Here is a 23,787-nt window from a genome sequence, read left to right as displayed (position 1 = left end):
TTTTTCTAAAAGCATTAATTTCTTTCAAGTAACAAAATGCTATAATTTGTATCAATAATTACTTTATCATTTTCAACAATTGCTGTTTTTCCAGAATAAGCATCTTTGACTTGACTTCCATTGGCAAAAATTGTACCTACATTTATTTCTTTTTTTCCTTTTGGTAAATCTAAACCTATCACTACTTCGTCTCTGTAATTATTTTTGGCAAATTTACGTGAAAAAACATAAGGAACAGCACTAATTTCTTTGTGAATTCCAGCACCTATAGCAGGATGATTGTGTCTAAACTGTCCTAATTTTTGCCAATGTAATAATGTTTCTTGTGTTTTTGGATTTGACTTTATGTCTTCCCAATTCATGTTGGAACGTAGCGTGGCATCGCCATTTGTGCCATCAATAACAAGTGAACGATCACTTTCATCTCCATAATAAATTTGAGAAATTCCTGGAGCAAGTAATAATTTTGTTCCGGCTTCAATTCCTTTTTTTCGTTTTCCGTCAAAAGGAGAACCATCATCGTGTGATGAGATGTAATTTAAAACACTAAATCCTTTGAGTTCATTGTGGAGCTTTTTCGAATAATTTGAAAAAATGGTTTCATAGTCTTTTTGAGCATCCCATTTGAATTCAAAATTAATCATGTTGTTAAAACCATTTTCAAAATAATTTACCTTTTTATCAGGAAAATTAAAATCTTGACCAGTGCTAATGCCATAATTATAAACTTCCGCAATGGTATAAAAAGGATTGTCGTCTAGAACTTTTGAAGGATTATTTTTTTTCCATGTAGCAAAAGCAGAGTCACATTGAGTTTTAAAATCGCCCCAAACATCTTCATCAATATGTTTTACTGTATCAGCTCTATAACCATCAATTCCAAATTCAACAATATAATCAGTCAACCATTTGATGATATAATATTTGGGTGCTCTTGGATAACCTGTTCTTTTGAAAAATTCTTCTAGCGAAGCCATTTCTTTATCGTAACGACCTTCTTTTTTCCATTTTTCTGTTAGAAATGTTGGCAATGCAACATTTTCATTACTTTCTGTAATAATATCGGGAAGGTTTTTTACTAAAGTACAAGCAGTAGTATTTTCGTAGTTTTTATAATCACATTGCGGACCAGTTCTTACCCAGTCATTTGGCCAAACAGGATCAATATCGGTAACTGGACCAGTATGATTGATAACACCATCGAGCATAATTCGAATGCCTTTTGCGTGTGCTTTGGTTACTAAATTAGCTAAGTCTTCTTTTGTTCCAAAATTGGGATCCAATGCTGTCCAATCTTTTGTCCAATAGCCATGAAAACCATAGGTTAATCCAGTTCCTTCATCCACTCCATCATGAATTTGTTCTACAATTGGAGTAAGCCAAATAACATTTACACCGAGTTTTTCAAAATAACCATCATCAATTTTTGAAATGATGCCTTTGATATTTCCACCTTCAAAACCACGCAGTTTAGCTGGAGTTTTAGTTCGGTTTAAATAGGTTTGTTTGGTTTCATTACCATCTTTAAATCGATCGGTCATCAAAAAGTATAAGTTCGCACCTTCCCAAACAAAAGGAGTTTTAGCATTTTTTGGTGTCTCTTTCATTTTATTAGTGGAACAGCTTGAACAAAGTAAAGTTAAAAATAATGTTGTTAAAAGAATTCTATTTTTCATTTTGATATTCTATTTTAAGTTCTTGTGTAGTTCCTTTTTTCCAATCAATTGAAATTTGAAGTGGTTCTTGAAAAGTTTTATAAATCATTTCCTGTCCGTTTATAAAAATTCTTTTGGCTTTGATTTTGTGAATGTAAAAGGTAACCGTTTTATCGCTTGCTTGGTAGTTTTTTCCGATTTTAGCATTTAATTTTAACGTTAAAACATTGTTTTTAATATTGCTATTGAAGTTTAAAATTTCAAACGCTCCTTTTTCAAAATTATTTGGAGTTGTACCATCATCATTATAAACTTTTCCATTTGAACTCAAAACCGTTTCATCAAAATAGAAATGCAAGTCAAAATTGTTTAACGAATATTTTAATGTGTTTTGAATGGTTTTTATCATGGGAATAAAACTTCCTCCGCGAACAAAAACTGGAATGTGATTTTCTTCTACAGCAACTGTTGAGGTTGTTCCTGCAAAATGTTTTTCGTTAGTATAAAAATCAAACCAATTGCTGCTTTTTGGGAAATACACTTCGGTTGAAGTTACACCTGCTTTGGTTATTGGTTTAATTAAAAAATCATTTCCCCAAAGGTAACTCTCTTTTTCATTTAATAATTTTTCATTGCTTGGTTCTTCAAAAAATAAAGGTCGCATCAAAGGCGTTCCTTTTTGATTATTCTCGAAAGCTAAAGTGTAATTATAAGGCAACATTTGGTATCGAAGTTCAACTTGTTTTTTGGCTTTTTCTTTGGTGACAATATCTTTATATGCTACTTCCGAAGCTACATCTTCTTGCGCATGCGGACGGAAAATAGGGTTAAAAACACCATATTGTAGCCAACGCAAGTATAATTCATTATCAAAATAATCTCCTGCAAATCCACCTAAATCGGAATGCATGTATGCCATTCCTTGCATACCCATTTGCATAGCAATTTCCATTTGCGATTGCAATCCGCCCCAACTTCTGCTCACATCGCCACTCCAAGGAATCATTCCAAAACGTTGTGAACCCGAATATCCAGAGCGCATTAATATAAAAGGTCTTTGATTTGGAAAATCTTTTTTATATCCATCAGCCACCAATTTTGCCCAATTATGTCCATAAACATTATGCACTTCATCCGCTTTTCCGCCAGCAGTAATTACTTTTGAAGGGAAAACTTCTGGCTCGCCTAAATCGCCCCACATTCCGCCAACACTTTTATGGATTAATCGTTTGTAAATATCCCAAAACCAAACTTTTCCTTCGGGTTTAAAAATATCTACCACACTTGTATTTCCGAAATAAAAATCCCAAGTAGCAGGTTTTCCTGATTTATCCGTAACTAATACTTTTTTGTCAACAGCTTCTTGCCATTTGGATGAACTTGTAAGTATAAAAGGTTCGGTTATTAAAATCGTTTTGACACCTTTTGCATTTAAATCGGCTATCATTTTATCTGGATTTGGGAAGTTATCTTTGTCCCAATCGAGATTCCCCATGGTGCCTTTTATGGTTTTACCAAACCAATATAAATCCAAGATAATAGCATCAACAGGTATTTGACTTTCTTCAAATTTACGAATAGTATTTTCGACTTCTTCTTGTGAATGATATCCAAAACGGCTTGAGAAATTTCCAAAAGTCCAACGCGCAGGCAAAGGTTGTTTTCCTGTTAAGTCAGTATAATTTGAAATCAATTCATTCCATGTATCACCAATAATTACTTGATAAGTTTTTCTGCCAGATATGGTTTCGTAGGCAAGCGTGTTGTCTTTTTTACTGTCTAAATCCAAATAGCCAATTGCCGCATTATCAAAATGAATCGCATACAATTTGGAAGACATCACTATCGGAATACAAAAATTCATTAGTTCGGCTTTGGTTTCATAACCATAATGGGCACGATTGTATAATTTCAAACGATTGCCACGACGGTTCATTCCTAAAGCTCTTGCGCCACCACCATAAAGTATTTCAGAATTATCCAAATTGAATTGTAATATTTCGGTGCTGTCTTTTTTTATGAAACCATTTTTTTCTGATAATAGTACTTTTCCTTTGGTAGAATAGGTTATTTTGAAAGGAGATTTATTGATAACAACGGTAATATCTTTTGTATTGAGTAGCAACGAATTTTCTGCTTTTTTGAATTCTCCTTTTCTTTTCTCTGGAGTTTTTATAACGGCATGGGAATTAGGACTGAAAGTTTCTCCATTTGGGATAAAAGAAGTTTCAATGATTTTATCTGAATATGGTTTTATCAAATAAAAACCATCGGAAGTTTTAATTTCTAAAACATTATTCTTCCAAGAATGAGAAAGGTATTTCCTGTTTGCATTTTGTGCAAAAGCAATGGAACTGACAAGTAAAAAGATAATTATTTTTTTCATTTTGTTATTTTAACTCTAATACTAAAACTGATTTTCCATCAATAGAAATATCCTTTTTTAAATCTAAAGAAGCATTGGTAAAAATGTCTTTTCCTGTTTTATATTGGTTAGTATTTTCCTGAAATCTATTGGTTTTGAAAGTCTGTCTTTCGTTACTATTGTTAACAATAATCATTACGCTTTCGTTATCGCTGTGTCTGAAATAAACGTAAACGTTATTTTCTGGGACATAATGCGTTGTTTTCCCTGAATGAATTACCGCTTTGTTTTTTCTCCAATTCAATAATTTGGATGTAAAATCAAAGTATTGGTTTTGTGTTTCTGTTCTTCCAGATTGGCTGAATGCATTGTTTTTATCACCATTCCATCCGCCTGGAAAATCTAGACGAATATCGGCATCGCCTTTGTCTTTATTGCCCGCCATTCCAATTTCGGAACCATAATAAACCTGTGGAATTCCACGAATGGTAGCAATTATAGTCATTGCTATTTGATATTTTTTAAAATCGGGATACAAATGGTTGAAACGTTGCGTGTCGTGATTTTCTATAAAAGTCAATAAATTATTTGGATTTGGGTACAGAAAATCGTTGGTAAAGTTTTCATAAACTTTTACTATTCCTTTATCCCAAGCCGCTTTATCTTCGTTAAAAACAGTTCCAAAAGCATCGTGCAACGTAAAGTCCATTACGCTAGGTAAATAGGAGTTAAAACTTTGTATCGCACCTATTTTACTGTCTTTTTGCCAATAGGCCATTTGTGCTTGGTCGTGCATCCAAACTTCGCCTACAATGTTGAAATAAGGATATTCATCGGTGATGGCTTTTGTCCATTTTGAGATTCCTTCTTTATCATTATAGGAATAAGTGTCTACACGAAAGCCGTCTAAATCGGCATATTCAATCCACCATATAGCATTTTGAATGAGATAATTTAAAACCAAAGGATTGGATTGATTTAAATCAGGCATTGATTTTACAAACCAACCGTCCATACATAATTCAGCATCACGTTTAGAAGCATTAGTATCAAATTGAGTGGTCATTCTATAATTTGAATTAGTAAATTCTGGGAATTGATGCACCCAATCTTTAGTAGGTAAATCTTTATACATCCAATGTTGCCAACCCCAATGATTAGTAACATAGTCCATGATATTTTTCATGCCTTTTTTGTGTAATTCTTGGCTCAATTTTAGATAATCTTCATTGGTTCCATATCTTGGATCAATTTTATAAACATCGGATTGACCATAACCATGATAAGAATAATTTTCATCATTGTCTTCACAAAGTGGTGTGCTCCAAACAGCAGTTACACCAAGCTCATTTAAATAGGGAATGTTTTTAATAATTCCTTCAATATCGCCGCCATGTCTTCCACCAGGCAAATTACGATTGGCTTTTTCAGTGGTTTCTGTGGAACTATCATTGTTTGGATTTCCATTAGCAAAACGATCTGGCATCAATAAATACATCACATCTTTACTAGAATAACTTTCGCGAAAGCGTGAATTTTCTTTTCTAGGTTTCAGAGAATAGTTTTTAGTAAATGATTTTTTTCCATTTTTGAAGGTAAAAACAAAATCTTGAGCCAAAATATTTTTGGTATCGATCGTTACAAAAATGTAATTTGGATTTTCAGTTTTTTGAATGTCTTTTATGATTATTCCATTTGAAACGGTAACTTCATTTTGACCTATATTTTTTCCGTAGAACATTATTTGAACATCAGTAAGGTTCATTTCAGCATACCAAAATGGCGGTTCAACTTTGTCTATTTGGGCAAAAGTTGAAAAGGAAAATAAAAAGAAAATTATTTTAGTTAATCTCGCAAAGGCGCAAAGGCGCAAATATTTTTCAGTAAAGTCCATTAGCTACTCGTTTTATTCCGTTTTTAATTAATGCTTCATTAAAATTTATTAATAAACCCAATCTCAAATCAGTTATTTTAATATAGGTTAATAATTGTTTTAAATGAACATTTGAGATTTGTTCTACTGATTTTATTTCGATAATAACTTTATCTTCAACTATTAAATCAGAACGAAATCCAATATCTAAGTTTATACCATCCCAAATTATAGGAATTGGTTTTGTCTTTCAATTTTTAATCCTTTTTTAGTTAATTCGTAAAATAAAATAGCTTCATAAACACTCTCTAATAATCCTGGTCCAAGCCTTGTATGTATTTTGTAGCTTACATCAACTATTATTTTAGAAAGTTCATTTTCTGTCATAACTTATAAAGTATATTAAAAACAAAGTCGCAGAGGTTTTACTTTGCGACTTTGTGTCTTTGCGAGAAATTAAACTGTAACCAAACTATTTGGTTCAACCAAAATTTCCTTTCCGTTAACAACAACTGAAATGGCAGTTTGTCCTTCTATAGAGAAACTCGTATCATTTTTATGAACAGAAACTTTTAAAATTTGGTTTCTAAAATTAATTTTAAAAGAATAGCCATTCCATTCTTTTGGAATTCTTGGTTCAAAATGTAAAGTGTTATTTTTTACTCGCATTCCTCCAAAACCTTCTACAATACTCATCCAAGTTCCTGCCATAGAAGTAATGTGTAAACCTTCTTCTACTTCTTTATTGTAATCATCTAAATCAAGTCGGGAAGTTCTTAAATAAAAAGTATATGCCATATCCATTTTATTCAAAACGGCAGCTTGAATAGAGTGAACACATGGTGAAAGCGAACTTTCATGAACTGTAAATGGTTCGTAAAAATTGAAATGTTTTTCTAATTGTTCTTTGGTAAAATGATCTTCAAAGAAATAGAATCCTTGTAAAGTATCCGCTTGTTTAATATAAGGAGAACGAAGAATTCTATCCCAAGACCATTTTTGATTTATTGGACGTTGCGATTTATCAAGATTGGCAACAGTAATCAGTTCTTTATCAAGGAAACCATCTTGTTGCAGGTAAACACCATGTTCTTCCGAAAAGGGAAAATACATGTTATCTGCCACTTTTTTCATTTCAGAAATTTCAGCTTGAGACAGTTTCACCTTGTTTAATATTCTCGTATAGTCGGAATTATATTCTTTTTCAACTTTTTCAATTTGTTCAACAGTGTAATCGATACACCATTTGGCAATATAATTAGTATAAAAATTATTATTTACATTGTTTTCATATTCATTCGGACCGGTTACACCAAGAATTACATATTGATTTTTATTGGTAGAAAAAGTCGCTCTCTGATGCCAAAAACGTGCAATTCCTATTAAAACTTCCAATCCTTTTTCAGGAATATAACTATAATCACCAGTGAATCGGTAGTAATTAAAAATGGCAAAAGCGATAGCACCATTTCTGTGAATTTCTTCAAAAGTAATTTCCCACTCGTTATGACATTCTTCGCCATTCATAGTAACCATTGGATACAAGGCAGCACCGTTTTTAAATCCTAATTTTTCAGCATTTTCTATAGCTTTACCCAATTGATTATAGCGATAGGCCAATAAGTTTCGGGCAACTTGTTGATCTTTGGTTGCCATGTAAAACGGAATACAATACGCTTCAGTATCCCAATAGGTTGAACCGCCATATTTTTCACCTGTAAATCCTTTTGGGCCAATATTTAAACGAGAGTCTTTACCTAAATAAGTTTGATTTAATTGGAAAATATTAAAACGAATTCCTTGTTGTGCTTTTACATCGCCATCAATAGTAATGTCGCTCATTTCCCAAATCTTTCCCCATGCTGTTTTTTGATCTTCCACTAATTGATTATAACCTACAACCAGAGCTATTTCGATTGTGTTTTTTGCAGCTGCAACTGTATTCACATGGTTTAATGAAACCGTATAACCACCAAATTTTTGGATGGAAGCTGTTTGTCCTTTTGCTGTAGAAACCTCATAAGAAAAGACTATTTTGTCTACCGTTTTTTCAGAAATTATAGGGTTACTGTTTTGCACAATTCCATTAAGCAAAATTGTGTTTTGCATAAAAGTAGTGGCTTCAAAATGCGTTTTAAAAGTTCTTGCCGTAACAAAAGCTTGGTTAGCATTATGTTCTACACTTATAGGTTCCCAAAATTTTTCTTCCCAATTTGCATCTTCGTTGTGAACTCCAGCGTCAAGATAGGGTTTAAAAATTATTTTGGCATCAGCATTTGTAGGTGTTATTTCATAATGGATAGCACCAACTTCATCTAAATCTAAAGAAAGAAAACGACAAACTTTAACGTCAATTTCTGTTCCATTTTGGAGTGTAGCATTGAAGGAACGATAATAAATACCTTCTTTCATGTTCAATTCACGACGAAAGTTGGATACCGATTTGCATGTTGCCAAATCTAAGTTTTCACCATTAATTTCAATATTGATGCCAATCCAATTGGGCGCATTTAAAACTTTAGCAAAATACTCAGGATATCCATTTTTCCACCAACCCACTTTTGTTTTATCGGGATAATATATTCCGGCAATATAGCTTCCTTGGAAAGTGTCTCCAGAGTAAAACTCTTCAAAATTGGCACGTTGTCCCATGGCACCATTGCCAATACTAAATAAACTTTCGGAGGATTTTACTTTATCTGCATCAAATCCTTCTTCGATAATCGACCAATTATTTGGTTGTATATAATCTTGGTTCATTATGTTCTTGTTTAAAAAAGTTTCAGGTTTCAAGTTTCAAATTAATCTAAATTTAATTTTGGAACTTGAAACATAAATTAATGTAAAAGTGTTTCTATAAAAGAAACATCCATAAAGGTAAAATCTTTAAAAATGTATTTAGCTTCGTATAGAATTTTTTTGTCACCAATTCCAACACTAATCATATTAGCAGTATTAGCAGCTTGAATTCCTGCAACAGAGTCTTCAAAAACAATTGAATTTTCGTTGGAAGTATGTAACATTTTTGCAGCTCTTAAAAAAACTTCGGGATCAGGTTTTGCATTAGAAACATCATTTCCATCTACAACAGCATCAAAAAGGTTTACTATTCCTGTTTTCTCTAAAATAGGTTTTGCATTTTTACTGGCTGAACCTAAGGCAATAAGTTGTTCTTTTCCCTTAATATATTCTAAAATAGGCATTACTCCAGGAAGAATTTCGCTTTGATCCATGTCAACGAGATAAGAAAGGTAATCTTCGTTTTTTTGAATAAGCCATTTGTCTTTATCTTCTTGAGTAGCTTTTATATTACCCAATTCTAAAATTATGTCAAGAGAACGTACTCTACTAACTCCTTTTAATTGTTCGTTGTGTTCCGGAGTAAATTCTATTCCTAATTGATTAGCTATTTTTTGCCAAGCCAAAAAGTGATATTTGGCAGTGTCAACGATAACGCCATCAAGATCGAATATGAATGCTTTTTTTTGTGTCATTAAAATAATTATTTTATACTAAATCGGATGCTTTTTCTTTTACAGAGAAAACAGCTAAACCTGCTAATACCAGTGAAATACCTGCAATTGTTGTAATAACAATTGGTGGAAAATTGTAACTCGCAATGATACTTCCTAAAATTCCCGAAACTATTTGAGGAATTGTAATGGTCGCATTAAATAATCCCATGTAAACTCCCATCTTATTGGCAGGAAGTGAGCTGGACAACATGGCATAAGGCAATGCTAAAATTGAAGCCCAAGCAATTCCAACACCAATCATCGAGAATAAAAGAATGGTTTTGTCATGAATAAAGTACATAGAAATAAGCCCTAATCCTCCTAAGAATAATGAAAAGCTATAGGTTTTTTTTCTGCCAATTGCTTTTGCAATAGAAGGAATCATCAATGCAAAAACAGCGGCAATGGCACTATAAAATCCAAACATTACTCCAGTCCAATTTCCTGCTTCATTAAATCCAAGTGATGTGGCATCAAGCGCTTCTGCACCCCAAACTTGGTTTGCAATGGCTCTAGTGGTGTAAACCCACATTAAAAATAAGGCAAACCAAGAAAAGAATTGAACAACACCCAATTGCCAAAATATTTTTGGAGCAGCTACAATTAATTCAAAGAAATTTGTTTTTTCTTTAACTTCTGGAGCATTGAGATCTATTTTATTGTACTCGGCATGTTCTTTTGGAGCATACTCTTTAGTTCTGAAAACGGTCCACAACACACTTAATAAAAGTATTGCACCGCCAATGTAAAACGACCAAACTACAGAGTCAGCCACTTTTTCGCCTTCGGCTGGAACATTAGCTACATTTAATTTCGTTAAAATATAAGGTAGCAGAGAACCGAAAACGGCACCAAAATTTATCAAAGCGCTTTGAAGCGAATAGCCCAAGTTTTTTTGTTCGTCATTCACCATGTCGCCTACTAAAGCTCTAAAAGGTTGCATGGTTACATTAAAGGAAGTGTCCATTAATAATAACGCAGAAGCACCAAAAACAAGAGGCGGAATTAAATGGGTAAAGCTTCCTGCGTTGGGCATAAAAAACATAGCCAAAGCTGAAACTATTGCACCAAAAAAGATAAATGGAATGCGACGACCTAATCTAGTCCAAGTTTTATCACTAGAAAGACCTATAATGGGTTGAACAATTAAACCTGCAAGAGGTGCTGCTAACCAAAAAAGGCCAATACTATGAACATCGGCACCATAGGCTTCGAGAATTCTACTAGTGTTACCATTTTGTAGTGAATAACCAATTTGTACACCAAGAAATCCGAAACTAAGATTCCAGATTTGCCAAAAACTTAATTTGGGTTTTTTCATTATCGTAAATTTTTAAAAACATTACGATAAGCGCTGTGCTTATCAAAACTTTATTTTTGTTTTCGAAGTAAAAGTACAAGCTTTGATAATTGATGTAAATATAATAAAGAATTTAAATTGTGACGGTTTCCAATTAAAAAAAATCAGAGAACAGGTAACGAAAACGTTTTTTGTTGATAAAAAAAGTTCTATTTGGTTGACTCTCTTTCTACAAGTTCCGTTTCGATAACCTCAGTTGTGTATTGTTCTTCCTCTTCTTCTTGCTCGTTTTCTAGTCTTTCGATGAGCATTTTTGCCGCTTTGCCACCCATTTTAAAACCGTTTTGACCCACAGTAGTAATGCTTGGCGTGGAGTATTTTGAGATAATTCCGTCAGTAAAGCCAATAATAGATAGGTTTTCAGGAACTTCAACGCCGTATTTATGCGCTATTTTTATAGCAGTAACGGCAAATATTTCGTTGACCGCAAAAATGGCATCTAATTCGTTGTTTAAAATTAAATTTTCAATAGAGGATTCGAAATGTTCAGTATCTTCAATTTTTAAAATAATATTTTCATCCACTCTAATGTCATTGTTTTTTAATGCTTTTATGTATCCTTCAGTACGAAGTTTACCAACACTTACATAATCGACAGTAGTTATTAAGGCTATTTTTTTAAATCCTTTGTTAATTAGAAATTGGGTTGCATTGAAAGCGGCTAAAGTATCGTCAATAATCACTTTGTCGCATAAAATATCATTGGTAACTCTATCAAACATAACAACTGGCATTCCTTGATTTATGACTTCCACAATATGGTGAAAATCTTTTTTTTGCTGAGTTTCTTTGGACAATGATAAGATGAAACCATCAATGCTTCCATTGGCCAACATTTCCATATTGATAACTTCTTTGTCAAACGATTCGTCTGATAAACAAACGATAACATTATATCCATTTTCATTGGCTACATTTTCGACACCACTGATTACAGTTGCAAAAAAATGATGAATAATTTCAGGAATGATAATACAAATTGTTTTTGTTTTCCTGTTTTTTAAACTCAACGCAATGTTGTTTGGTTTGTAGTTATAAAGTTTGGCAAATGCTTGTACTTTTTGACGAGTATCTTCGCTAATTTCTAAACTGTTTTTTAAAGATTTTGAGACAGTTGAAATTGAAACGTCTAGTTCTTTTGCAATTTCTTTTAGAGTAACTTTTCTTTTCATTGTGGTTATTTGTAAATACGGATTTCTGAATAAAGATATATTTTATTTTTTATTTTCTTAGTTTTATACCTAAAATAATGAAATAACCAAAAAGTTTTCAACACGCAAACGTTTTCGGAGCGATTTTAACAAGCGTTTATTTTACAATCGGCTTATTTTAACTAATTTTAACTAATTTTAACATTCGAAGTAGAAATACAAGCACAAAAACAAATTTTTAACCTAAACAAAATGTATGAAAACAATTTATAAAAAGTTGTTATTTTTATTGCTAGCACTACCATTCAGCGTTCTTGCACAAAGCACATTGACTGGTGTTGTTCTTGATTCAAAATCAAATCAACCCTTACCAGGAGTGAATGTAGTAGTTCAAGGTGCTAATAGTAGCACATCAACAGATTTCGATGGAAAATTTAAATTAGGCGGTCTTAAAAACGGAGACAAAGTGGTCTTCTCTTTTATTGGTTACGAGTCCACTACTGTAAGTTTTTCAGGCCAAAAAGAAGTAAATATTACGCTTACCGAAGCAGCTAATCAATTACAAGAGGTTGTAGTTCAAGTTGGGTATGGAACAGCGAAGAAAAAAGATGCAACTGGAGCTGTAGCGGTTTTAGGCGCTAAAGATTTTAACAAAGGATCTGTTGTTACAGCAGAAAATTTATTAAATGGTCGTGTCGCTGGTTTAACTGTTAATACTAGTGGCGCTCCTGGTTCTGGTTCAGAAATTAGAATTAGAGGTGGTGCATCATTGTTTGCAAAGAACGACCCTTTAATAGTTATCGATGGGTTACCTATTGAGAATAATACTGGTACTGGAGCAACATCAATATTGTCTTCGATAAACCCAAGTACAATTGAATCGTTTTCTGTTCTAAAAGATGCGTCTGCAACAGCTATTTATGGTTCTCGAGCTTCCAATGGTGTAATTTTAATTACTACCAAAAAAGGAAGTAAAAAATTATCAGTAGATTATAATTTTCAATACGGTTCAGGAAAATTAGTCAATACACTTGACGTTTTTAACGCAAATGAATTTAGAGATCTTGTTGCGCAAGTTAGTCCAGGCGATGTTTCTCTATTGGGAACTGCAAACACCAATTGGCAAGAAGCTATCTACAGAAGAACTGATTTTGTAGATAATAATTTAACTGTGAAAGGTAATTTATTTAATGCAATTCCAGCGCGAATCACCATTGGTAATACCTACCAAGAAGGATTAAGATTAACCAATTCATTTAATAGAAATACCGTTTCTGTTGCTTTAAATCCAAGTCTTTTCAAGGATCATTTAAAATTTAAAGTGAATGCCAACTATTCAAATGAACAGAATCAGTTTACAGATGCAGTTGAGGGCAATGCAATTAGATTTGACCCTACACAACCTATATATGATGATACATCTATATATGGTGGTTTCTTTGAGTATTACAATACAGCAAATGGTGAAATATTACCACAAACAACCAGAAATCCTGTTGCTCAATTATTACAAACTGATGATAGTGGTATTAACAACAGATTTTATGGAAATTTCGAGTTAGATTATAAATTTCATTTTTTACCTGAGCTTAGAGGGGTTGTAAATCTTGGATTTGATGAGGCGAACGGTGAAAGATCTAGACAGGTTAGTAGATTTGCTGCTTCATCAGGATCTAATAATAATATTCCTTATGGTACAAATGAATACTCAGAAAGTTTAAGAAGAAACAAGTTGCTAGATGCTTATTTTGTTTATAATAAAACGTTTGGTAAAACAGTTTTTGATGCAACTTTAGGGTATTCATATCAAAAATTTGAAGCTAATAGATTTGAGACAGGAAACGTAAATGATCCCAATTTACCTGGTGGACCAACTGGATTTCCAAGATATACATATGATACAGATGTTGTATTAGTTGGATTTTTTGCTAGAGCTAACATAAACTATAATGATAAATATTTATTAACATTATCTTACAGGAGAGATGGATCATCTCGTTTTTCAGAAGACAATAGATTTGGTAATTTTCCAGCCGCTGCTTTTGCATGGAAAGTTAGAAATGATTTTTTCAACGAAAGTAAAACCATTTCAGACTTAAAGCTAAGAGTTGGATGGGGTATAACTGGACAACAAGATATTCCAGCTGCCAATGATTATCTTCAAAAAATTAATATTGGAAGCGGTTCTTCTCAATATTCTTTCGGACCTTCATTAACACCAATTGCAATTCCTGCAAGATTAAGTCCTGATTTGAAATGGGAAGAAACATCTACTTATAATTTTGGTTTTGACTATGGATTATTTAATAGAATTAATGGTTCTATTGATGTTTTTTATAAAGAGTCAAAAGATTTATTAGTAGATGCAGCTGTTTCTGATGGATCAAATTTTGCAAATAGAGCATGGCAAAATGTTGGTAGCTTCACCACTAAAGGTATTGAGTTTACCATTAATGCAGATGTTGTAAAAAACGATAATTTTAATTGGAATTTAAACTTTAATATTACTTCATTCGAAAGAGAAATTGATCAATTAATTTATGATGCTGATATATTAGTTGGAGATAATGTTGTTGGAACTGGAACTCAAGCTCAAATATTAACAGAAGGCTTTTCTCCTTATTCCTTTTATTTGTTTAAACAACTATATGATAGTACAGGTCAAGCAATACAAGGTGCTTACGCCGACTTAAATGGAGATGGTATAATTAATTCAGACGATAAGTATGTTTATAAAAATCCAGACCCAGATGCTACATTTGGTTTGGCTTCAACAATGAACTACAAAAATTTTGATTTTTATTTTAACTTGAGAGCAAGTATTGGTAACGATATATTCAATGCTTTTGCAGCCAAAAATACTGCCTACGATCAGTTAAGTGCTGGTAATGACTTGACAAATATTTCTACATCAGTATTAAACAATAATTTTACTGTAAGAGATGATGTTGTTTTGTCAGATCTATACGTAGAGAATGCTTCATACTTAAGAATGGATAATATAACTTTGGGATACACATTTCCAAAATGGTTAGAAGGAAAAGCTTCTTTAAGACTTTTCACCGGAGTACAAAATGCTTTTGTTATAACTGAGTATTCAGGAATTGATCCTGAAATTACCAATAATGGAGTAGACAATAATATTTATCCTAGACAACGTCAAATATTGTTTGGGGCTAATGTGAAATTTTAAAAAAAAATGATTATGAAAAAAATTAAATTTATTTACATCTTTATTGCTTTTGCAGGATTACAATCTTGTGTAAACGATATGGATGTGGTTTCAGAAGATCCGAGGGTTCTTTCGGATGAAGTCCTATATTCCACCGCTGCTGGCTACAAGCAGTCTCTAGCGGGGATTTATGGTAACCTTTCCTTAACTGGAACAGGTGATGCAGGTTCATCATTTCTCCAAGGAATTGATGCAGGAACAAGCCAGTTTGGCCGATGTTTGTGGTATTTGCAAAACTTAACTACTGATGAGGTAGTGTGGAGTTATGAAGGAGATGCAGGTACAGCAGAATTAAATCGCAATACTTGGAATTCTAACAATCCTATTTTACTAGGAATGTATAGTAGAACTATGGTGCAAGTTGCATTTGCTAATGAGTTTTTAAGACAATCTACACCTGCTAAACTAAGTGGAAGAGGAATCACAAATCCTACAGATGTTGCTAATATTGAAACATATCGAAATGAAGTTAGAGCGTTAAGAGCTTATGCCTATTACAATTTAATGGATTTATTTGGTAAAGCACCATTTGTAACTGAAAACGATCCTTTAAATTTTCAAGGACCTCAATATGACAGAGCACAATTATTCACTTTTATTGAAAGTGAATTAACTGCTGTTATACCTAATTTAAAGCCTGCGAGAACTAATGAATATGGTAGACTTGACCAAGCTTTTGCTAAAATGGTTCTAGCAAAAATATATTTAAATGCAGAAGTTTATATAGGTCAAAACCGATATGCTGATTGTATGACACAATGTTCAGAGATTATTTCAAGTGGTTACACTTTAAATCCTGATTATTTAAATAATTTTAAAGCTGATAATGAAACTTCTTCTGAGATGATTTTTACATTGCAATCAGATGGTGTTGGTACTCAAAATTATGGACCAACAACTGTAATGTGCAATGGACAAGTTGGTTCACTAGAAGGTGGTGGTTCAGCAACCGGTGTTGGCGGTTGGGGTGGCGCTCTACGTTTAAGAAAGCAATTTGTGCAAAAGTTTGACGGAGTAGACTATGATTTTGATACTCGAAAAACTACTTCAGGTGGTGGTCCTCGATCATTAGAAATTGCCGATATAGCTAATAGAAACCAAGGTTATATTTTGAAAAAATATTCTAATATTTCTTCAACAGGAATAGCTGGACCAAGTTCAACTTTTGTTAATACAGATTTTCCTTTATTTAGACTTGCAGATGTGTACTTAATGTATGTTGAAGCTCAAATGAGAAAAGATGGAGCAACAAATGGAAGTGCAACTGCTAATGCAACTGCTACATCCTTAGGATATTTAAATGAATTACGTGATAGAGCAAATGGATATGATTTTCCAGATTTTAGCACTAGTCAAGTAAATTTACAATTCTTGATAGACGAAAGAGCAAGAGAACTTCACTGGGAAGGACATAGAAGACAAGATCTTATAAGATTTGGTCTTTACACAGGTGGAGTTTACAATTGGGCTTGGAAAGGTAATGGACAAAACGGTATAGCACTTCCTAGCTTCCGTAAAGTATTCCCAATCCCTGCTCAATCTATTGCAGCAAATCCGAATTTAATTCAAAACGAAGGTTACTAATTTTAAAACAACAAAAATGAAAAATAGATATAAAATAGTATTAGCATTAATTGCATTTATTGGAATCACATCTTGTGCAAGCGAAGATAATTTCAAACTAACTGAGCCAGTTGGAGAATTTACGATAACAACCCCACTAAATGGAGATGCTATTGTTTTAAATGAAACAACTCCAACAAATCCGGGTATTGCCTTAACATGGACACCTATGGATTATACAACGCCTACAGAAATTACATATACGGTTCAATTAGCTCCTAACGGTTCAGATTTTACTGATGCGCAGGATTTAGTTACAACAACGAATACTAATGCTTCAATTCAATCTGCGCAATTAAACTTGGCTGCATTAACTGCAGGCGCTACTCCTTTTGTACAAAGTCCAGTTGATATTAGGGTTAAAGCTACTACTGGAACATCAGGAAGCCAACCAGTTTATTCAGACACAATTACCTATTTAGTAACAACCTATGGATGTTTAGGTCAATATGCTGTTGGAGCAGGAATTCCTGCTGCTGGATGGAATTGGGATTCACCATTAAGTTTAATTTGTGATGATGGAGTTTTAACTGCTAGAACTAATTTAATTAATGATACTTTTAGATTCTTTACAACCAGTGGTGATTGGAATTCAGGAAGAAATTATCCATATTATACAGACTTGGGTTATAAAATCAGTTCAACTTTAGTAAACGCAGCAGATGGAGATCAAAACTTTAGATTTACTGGAACACCAGGAACTTATCGTATTAAAATTGACGAAAACATTAAAACTGTTACAATTGCTAAAAGTACAGTTACAAGTGGTTTTGAACCAACATCTACATGGTTAGTAGGAGCAGCAACTCCTGGTGGTTGGTCTTGGTCAGGAGATAACGAAACTGAATTACCATTAATTACAGATGGTATTTATGAAGTACCATTAACTCTTAACAATAATGAAACTTTCAGAGTATTTTTAGGAAATAACGGTGGTGATAGTTGGGGTGAAGGTAGTAGAAATTACCCATGGTATGTTAGTAATGGTTACACAATAGATTCAGAATTAGTAAATGCTAATGATGGAGATAGTAATTTTAGATATACAGGTCCAACTGCAATGAGAATTTTTAAAATCAACTCTGTTACAAAAGTGATATCTGTAGATTAATAAATTAAATATCTTAATATTAACAATAATGGACTGAGAATATTTCTCAGTCCATTTTATATCAATAGCTATGAAAAAAAATATTTTTATAACATTATTCATATTGTTATTTTCCTGTTTATCATTTGCACAAGTAACAACTTCTCCATCTCCAGTTCTTGCAGATCAGTCTGCTGTTATTACTTTCAATAAAGCGGGTACAGGTTTATCTGCCTACAATGGAATAATTTATGCGTATATTGGTGTAACTGTCAATGGGGTGAGATTTCAAAACATCAAAGGAAGTCCTTTGTTTAATAGTCCGTTGCATCCGCAAATGACGCAAGTAGGAACTTCTTCAAATTACACACTAACAATTTCACCTGATTTATATACTTATTTTGGGGTTTCAACAAATAACTCAATAACAGAACTTTGTATAGTTTTCAGATCAGCAGATGCTACTTTACAAACTTCACCTGATATTTTTGTTCCTGTTGGAGCATTTCAATATACACTAACAGCACCTGCTTTAAATAGTTTTAACTTTTTAGCTACTGGAGGAAATTTGTTAATAACAGCCAACAATACTAATGGTTCTGCAACTTATAGTTTAATTGCAAATGGTTCTACAATTAATACGCAAACAACAGCAAATTACTCTTTTAATCATACTGGTATTACAACTAATCAAGTCTATAGTTTACAAATTGCACAAGGCAATACAACATTTACAGCAAAATTTAATGTTATAATTACTCCTCCAACAGTTACCCAAGCAGTTCCTGCAGGTATGGTAGATGGTATAAATTATAATACATCTGACCCAACAAAAGCAACTCTTGTACTTAATGCACCTTTTAAAGACTTTATTTATGTAGCGGGCAGTTTTAATAACTGGCAACCTACTGCTGCATACGCTATGAAAAAAAGCGGAACAAAGTTTTGGTTAGAACTCACAGGATTAACACCAGGACAAGTATACACATATCAGTACTGGGTTTGTGATCAAACAAGCCGCCCTGCAAATTCACCAGCTTTAGTTAAAACAGCAGATCCTTTTTCAACTTTGGTCTTATCGCCATTTGATGATCCAGAAATAGCTTCACTAGGTGTTTATCCTAATTTACCACCATATCCTGCTGGCCAAGAAAGAGAAGTTACTGTATTGCAAACAGGACCAACAGCTTGGTGGAATTACAATTGGAGTAGTGCTACAACAAACTTCGTAAAACCTAAGAAAAAAGATTTGGTTTTTTATGAGGTGTTAGTTCGTGATTTTGACGCCAACAGAACCTATCAAGATTTAATTAATAAAATAGACTATTTCAAAAACCTAAAAATTAATGCTATTAAAATAATGCCAGTAATGGAATTTGAGGGTAATCTGAGTTGGGGTTATAACACTGTATTTCATTTGGCACCAGACAAAAGATATGGACCTGCAAATAAATTGAAAGAATTTATTGATTTGTGCCACCAAAATGGTATTGCGGTAATACTTGACATTGCCTTAAATCATGTTTTTGGTCGTTCACCTTTAGAAAGAATGTGGATGCTTGATACTGATGGTGATGGATGGGCAAATACAAATGCAAATGGTGAACGTACAACTAATGAAAATCCATATATTAATTTAACTCCCAAACATTCTTATAATGTAGGAAGCGATTTAAATCATTTTCTAGCCTCTGGTCCTGGAGTAAATATGACTAAAACGTATGTTACACGTGCAATTCAAACTTGGATTCAAGACTATAAAGTAGATGGTTTCCGTTGGGATCTTACAAAAGGTTTTACCAATAGTTGTTCATCATCAGATGAGGGTTGTACCAATAGCTACATTTCAGAAAGAGTTAGTAAACTTAAAGAATATGCTGATATACAGTGGTCCTTTGACCCGAATTTTTTAATTGTTTTTGAACATTTAGGAACTGGTGGTTCAGCACAAGAAGAAGTAGATTGGGCTAATTATTTACGTTCTGGTGATACAAAAGGAATTATGCAGTGGCGAAAAATGACAGATCCATATGCTAATTTATTAAAAGGAAATTTTGCTGATTTATCACCAGTAACTGATCCTTCTGATAGAATGATAGGCTATGCAGAAAGTCATGACGAAGAACGTGTGGTGTATAAAGCATTAAACGAAGCTGGACAAACACAAGGTAATTTAGCTAAAGTTCTCCAAAGACTTCCTGCTATGGGTGCTGTTCATCTGCTTGTTCCAGGTCCTAAAATGATTTGGCATTTTGGAGATTTAGGTTGGGATAAATCATTATGGACATGTAATAATGGGAGCGTTTCTTTTTCTGCACCGGATTGTAAGTTAGATACTAAACCACAACCGCAGTGGGCTGAAAATTGGCTTAGTGATCCTGCAAGAAGTACCGTTTACAATAGTTGGGCAAAAATGATAGATTTAAAGAAAACAGAACCTGTTTTTGAAAATGGTCAATTCAGTTGGAATCTAAGTGCAACAGGTAGTCCTAGACTTGATATATGGACTTCTACTTCGCCAACAACCACTTTAAGTTATGTTTTTGTGAGAACCAATTTTTCCGACAATACTTTAAATACGTCTGGTTTTTTCCCTTTTACTGGAACTTGGTATAACTTAATGGATAATACTAGTATCAATGTGACTTCAACCACTCAAAATATATCGATAGAACCAGGAGGTTTTAGAGTGTATGGAAATAATGCTCCAACATTGAGTTCGTCGGAGTTTGACTCCATCAGTAATTTGAATTTATATCCAAACCCGACTTCGGGTAGCTTTAGCATTAATAGTTTAGTTTCTAAAGTGGAAATATATTCAGTCACAGGACAGTTGGTGAAAACTTTTGATAGTATTTCATCTGAAAATTATCAATTTGATGTTAATGATTTAAGAAGTGGTGTTTATTTAGTTAAAACTTTAGACACTAATAATAATTCAAAAACCATGAAATTATTAAAACAATAAATCTAGATTAGTTATTTTTATTTTTAAAAAGCCACGTTTTTATAATGTGGCTTTTTGTATTTTTATCAAAAAAAAAGCAGCATTGATTTTTTAGAAGTATGAACGAACATTCTCAATCAATAATTACCAAGACATTAAAAATCATAGGAATCACCATCGTTTCCATTCTTTTTTTAATGTTTATTCTTCCTATTCTTTTTCCGGAAAAAATTTCAAATGAAATAAAATCATTTGCAAACACTAAGTTAACTGGCGAACTTGATTTTAAAAAAGTAAATCTATCTTTTTTCAATCATTTTCCATCACTAACCCTTACACTTACTGATTTTTCTTTAAAAGGGTCATCGCCCTATAAAAAAGAAACTCTGGTGTCAGCAAAAGAAGTAGCTTTTGGTATTAATATAAAATCATTACTATTTGATAAGAAAATTAATATTGATAAAATTTTCGTTTCCGATGCTTTAATTAATGTAAAAGTCAATGAAAAAGGAGAAGCTAATTATAATGTTTACCTGTCGGAAGCTAATGTCAAAGAAAAGGATACTACCTCTAACACCGCATTACGTCTTGAAAAAATCACGATAGAAAATACCCGTTTGGTTTATGATGATAAATCAACCAAGATACTTATTGATGCTAAAGGGTTTAATTACGTTGGGAAAGGTGACTTGAATTTGGCAGTTTTTGAAATATATACCGAAGCAGAAATCGATTCTTTTAGTTTGAACTATGATGGTCAACAATATTTGAAAAACAAAAAAGTAAATGCCGACTTAATTACGAATATAAACACAAATTCATTAGCGTTTGTTTTTCAGCAAAACAACTTAAAAATCAATAAACTTCCCGTTCAATTCAATGGTAAATTTGATTTTTTAAGCAATGGTTACGATATGGATTTTAATATAAAGTCTACTGATAGTAAACTCAATGATTTTTTCACGGCATTACCACCAAGTTACATTACTTGGCTTGAGAAAACAAAAGTCGAAGGAAAAACAGATTTATCCCTTACTTTAAAAGGTAAATACATCGAATCTGAAAATCAAAAACCCGATTTGGCTTTCAACATGAAAATTAGAAACGGTTTGATAAATTATAGCGATGCGCCATTTCCTGTTTCCAATATTTTTTTAAATTTTGACACCAAGTTGCCTTCTTTAGATACTGAAAAACTTTTAGTGAACATTGATTCAGTATTCTTCAATGTCAATAAAGATTTTGTAAAAGGAATTATCAAAACCGAAGGCTTGTCAACACCAAAAATAGATGCTCGTATTAATTCAAAAATTGATTTGGCCGAAATGGATAAAGCATTCGGTTTACAAAATATGGATTTGAGAGGCGTTTTGAATATGGATATAAAATCAAAAGGAATCTATGATAAAAAAAATGGTAAAATCCCAGTTACTGATGGTTCGATTTCCTTTAAAAACGGCTATGTAAAAACAGATTATTATCCAAATCCTATTCAAAGCATTACTGTTTTAGCCAATGTCATTGACAAAAAAGGCACACTTGAAGATTTGAATATTACTATAGCACCAGCGTCTTTTGAATTTGAAGGAAAACCTATTTATGTTAATGCCAAACTTAAAAATTTTGAAAATATTAATTATGATATAAAAGCAAAAGGTGAACTTGATATTGCTAAAATATATAAAGTATTTTCTCAAAAAGGATTAGAATTAGAAGGATATATTAATGCCGATGTTGCCTTTAAAGGATCTCAAAATGATGCTATGAATGGAAGATATAATAAACTTCAAAATAGCGGAATATTGAAATTGAGAAATATCAAAACCACTTCTGAGTATTTGCCACAACCATTTATTATCAAAGAAGGAACTTTTGTTTTCAACCAAGATAAAATGAATTTTAATGACTTTTTGGCTTCTTATGGTCAATCCGATTTTAAAATGAATGGGTATTTACAGAATGTAATTGATTTTGTTTTGACTAATAATGCAATTTTAAAAGGAAACTTTACACTTCATTCTGATTACATCAATGTGGATGAATTTATGTATGCTTCTTCTGCTAAAACTCCAGAAACGCCCGTTTCAGTTGATGTAAAAGAGACAAAAGTAAATGTAGAACCAGCAACAGGAGTTGTAGTTATCCCGTCTAATTTTGATTTGCAATTTAATGCCACAGCCAATAAAATCAATTTTGATGGATTAGCTATTGACAATTTAAAGGGAAACATGAAAATCAAACAAGGAAAATTAGAGCTTAGAAAATCGGGATTTGATTTGATAGGCAGTAATGTTCTCATGGATTTGGTTTATGGAAGTCAATCTACCGAGAAAGCATTTTTTGATTTTAAAGTGGATGCCAAAGAGTTTGATATAAAACGTGCTTATAACGAAATAAAAATGTTTAGAGAAATGGCTTCTGCTGCCGAAAGTGCTGAAGGAATCGTTTCGTTAGATTATAAAGTAGCCGGTATTCTTGATGGTAATATGTCGCCCATTTATCCTTCATTAACTGGTGGCGGAACACTATCAGTGAAAAATGTAAAAATGAAAGGCTTTAAAATGTTTGGGACAGTCAGTAAAAAAACGGGTAAAGATGCCATGGCAAATCCTGATGTATCAAAAGTTGATATCAATACCAAAATTAAAAACAATATTATCACTATTGAACGATTTAAATTCAAAGTGGCAGGTTTTCGCCCAAGAATTGAAGGGCAAAGCAGTTTTGATGGCAAACTAAATATCAAAATGCGTTTGGGATTACCACCATTTGGTCTTATTGGAATTCCTCTTAAAATAACCGGAACGCAAGATAATCCAATAGTTAAAATGGGTAAAGAAACACAAGATTTAGAAGAAACAGAATACGAAGGTGATGTGCCACAACCATTATCTACTGAACCTAAACCGCAATAATTTACATTTGTATTTTGAAAATAAAATCGAAAGCGATACCTTATCTTTGTTGCAAATAAAC

Annotated in this window: 12 protein-coding genes and 1 pseudogene; 5 read left to right on the top strand and 8 right to left on the bottom strand. The window is 32.7% G+C overall.

Annotated features, from left to right (window positions below; translation table 11 throughout):
- Positions 1-14 precede the first annotated feature (14 nt).
- From ACSVH2_RS00595 to ACSVH2_RS00560, 8 genes and pseudogenes are all read right to left on the bottom strand, one after another.
- Entirely contained in the window at positions 15-1,676 is a 1,662-nt protein-coding gene (locus ACSVH2_RS00595; protein WP_438091219.1) for an alpha-amylase family glycosyl hydrolase, read from the bottom strand.
- Complete coding sequence (locus ACSVH2_RS00590; RefSeq protein WP_438091218.1) at positions 1,666-4,041, bottom strand: TIM-barrel domain-containing protein; 2,376 nt, start codon at positions 4,039-4,041, stop codon at positions 1,666-1,668. Before ACSVH2_RS00590 ends, ACSVH2_RS00595 begins: the two co-directional genes overlap by 11 nt.
- A gap of 4 nt (positions 4,042-4,045) precedes the next feature.
- A complete protein-coding gene (locus ACSVH2_RS00585; RefSeq protein ID WP_438091217.1) occupies positions 4,046-5,914 on the bottom strand; it encodes a glycoside hydrolase family 13 protein in 1,869 nt (622 codons plus the stop codon).
- Positions 5,901-6,280, bottom strand: a pseudogene (locus ACSVH2_RS00580) (GxxExxY protein). Before ACSVH2_RS00580 ends, ACSVH2_RS00585 begins: the two are co-directional and overlap by 14 nt.
- Before the next feature lie 69 nt (positions 6,281-6,349).
- Positions 6,350-8,653 (bottom strand): glycoside hydrolase family 65 protein, encoded by a 2,304-nt coding sequence (locus ACSVH2_RS00575; protein WP_438091216.1) that lies wholly within the window; start codon positions 8,651-8,653, stop codon positions 6,350-6,352.
- Between the two features lie 77 nt (positions 8,654-8,730).
- Positions 8,731-9,387, bottom strand: coding sequence for a beta-phosphoglucomutase (gene pgmB / locus ACSVH2_RS00570; protein ID WP_438091215.1), 657 nt, complete (start codon positions 9,385-9,387; stop codon positions 8,731-8,733).
- Positions 9,388-9,400: 13 nt separating this feature from the next.
- Positions 9,401-10,729 carry an MFS transporter gene (locus ACSVH2_RS00565; protein ID WP_438091214.1) on the bottom strand — a complete coding sequence of 443 codons (1,329 nt, stop codon included), beginning with the start codon at positions 10,727-10,729 and terminating at the stop codon, positions 9,401-9,403.
- A 188-nt stretch (positions 10,730-10,917) separates the two neighbouring features.
- Positions 10,918-11,940, bottom strand: a complete 1,023-nt coding sequence (locus ACSVH2_RS00560; RefSeq protein ID WP_438091213.1) for a LacI family DNA-binding transcriptional regulator — start codon at positions 11,938-11,940, stop codon at positions 10,918-10,920.
- A gap of 235 nt (positions 11,941-12,175) precedes the next feature.
- Between ACSVH2_RS00560 and ACSVH2_RS00555 the strand changes: the two genes are divergently transcribed.
- From ACSVH2_RS00555 to ACSVH2_RS00535, 5 genes are all read left to right on the top strand, one after another.
- Complete coding sequence (locus ACSVH2_RS00555; protein WP_438091212.1) at positions 12,176-15,112, top strand: SusC/RagA family TonB-linked outer membrane protein; 2,937 nt, start codon at positions 12,176-12,178, stop codon at positions 15,110-15,112.
- Positions 15,113-15,124: 12 nt separating this feature from the next.
- Positions 15,125-16,735 (top strand): RagB/SusD family nutrient uptake outer membrane protein, encoded by a 1,611-nt coding sequence (locus ACSVH2_RS00550; protein ID WP_438091211.1) that lies wholly within the window; start codon positions 15,125-15,127, stop codon positions 16,733-16,735.
- A gap of 16 nt (positions 16,736-16,751) precedes the next feature.
- Positions 16,752-17,885, top strand: a complete 1,134-nt coding sequence (locus tag ACSVH2_RS00545; protein ID WP_438091210.1) for a SusE domain-containing protein — start codon at positions 16,752-16,754, stop codon at positions 17,883-17,885.
- Between the two features lie 70 nt (positions 17,886-17,955).
- Entirely contained in the window at positions 17,956-20,832 is a 2,877-nt protein-coding gene (locus ACSVH2_RS00540; protein ID WP_438091209.1) for an alpha-amylase family glycosyl hydrolase, read from the top strand.
- 98 nt (positions 20,833-20,930) lie between these two features.
- Positions 20,931-23,726, top strand: coding sequence for an AsmA family protein (locus ACSVH2_RS00535; RefSeq protein ID WP_438091208.1), 2,796 nt, complete (start codon positions 20,931-20,933; stop codon positions 23,724-23,726).
- The last annotated feature ends 61 nt before the right edge of the window (positions 23,727-23,787 follow it).

Source organism: Flavobacterium sp. RSB2_4_14, from assembly GCF_051547085.1.
Taxonomy (GTDB): Bacteria; Bacteroidota; Bacteroidia; order Flavobacteriales; family Flavobacteriaceae; genus Flavobacterium.
The sequence above is the reverse complement of the archived record's forward strand: the minus strand, read 5'-3'. Positions and strand labels throughout refer to the sequence as shown.

Bases quoted from the DNA above. Each gene is read 5' to 3' on its own strand.
- ACSVH2_RS00595 (WP_438091219.1), bottom strand. From the start codon at position 1,676: ATGAAAAATAGAATTCTTTTAACAACATTATTTTTAACTTTACTTTGT.
- ACSVH2_RS00590 (WP_438091218.1), bottom strand. From the start codon at position 4,041: ATGAAAAAAATAATTATCTTTTTACTTGTCAGTTCCATTGCTTTTGCA.
- ACSVH2_RS00585 (WP_438091217.1), bottom strand. From the start codon at position 5,914: ATGGACTTTACTGAAAAATATTTGCGCCTTTGCGCCTTTGCGAGATTA.
- ACSVH2_RS00575 (WP_438091216.1), bottom strand. From the start codon at position 8,653: ATGAACCAAGATTATATACAACCAAATAATTGGTCGATTATCGAAGAA.
- pgmB (WP_438091215.1), bottom strand. From the start codon at position 9,387: ATGACACAAAAAAAAGCATTCATATTCGATCTTGATGGCGTTATCGTT.
- ACSVH2_RS00565 (WP_438091214.1), bottom strand. From the start codon at position 10,729: ATGAAAAAACCCAAATTAAGTTTTTGGCAAATCTGGAATCTTAGTTTC.
- ACSVH2_RS00560 (WP_438091213.1), bottom strand. From the start codon at position 11,940: ATGAAAAGAAAAGTTACTCTAAAAGAAATTGCAAAAGAACTAGACGTT.
- ACSVH2_RS00555 (WP_438091212.1), top strand. From the start codon at position 12,176: ATGAAAACAATTTATAAAAAGTTGTTATTTTTATTGCTAGCACTACCA.
- ACSVH2_RS00550 (WP_438091211.1), top strand. From the start codon at position 15,125: ATGAAAAAAATTAAATTTATTTACATCTTTATTGCTTTTGCAGGATTA.
- ACSVH2_RS00545 (WP_438091210.1), top strand. From the start codon at position 16,752: ATGAAAAATAGATATAAAATAGTATTAGCATTAATTGCATTTATTGGA.
- ACSVH2_RS00540 (WP_438091209.1), top strand. From the start codon at position 17,956: ATGAAAAAAAATATTTTTATAACATTATTCATATTGTTATTTTCCTGT.
- ACSVH2_RS00535 (WP_438091208.1), top strand. From the start codon at position 20,931: ATGAACGAACATTCTCAATCAATAATTACCAAGACATTAAAAATCATA.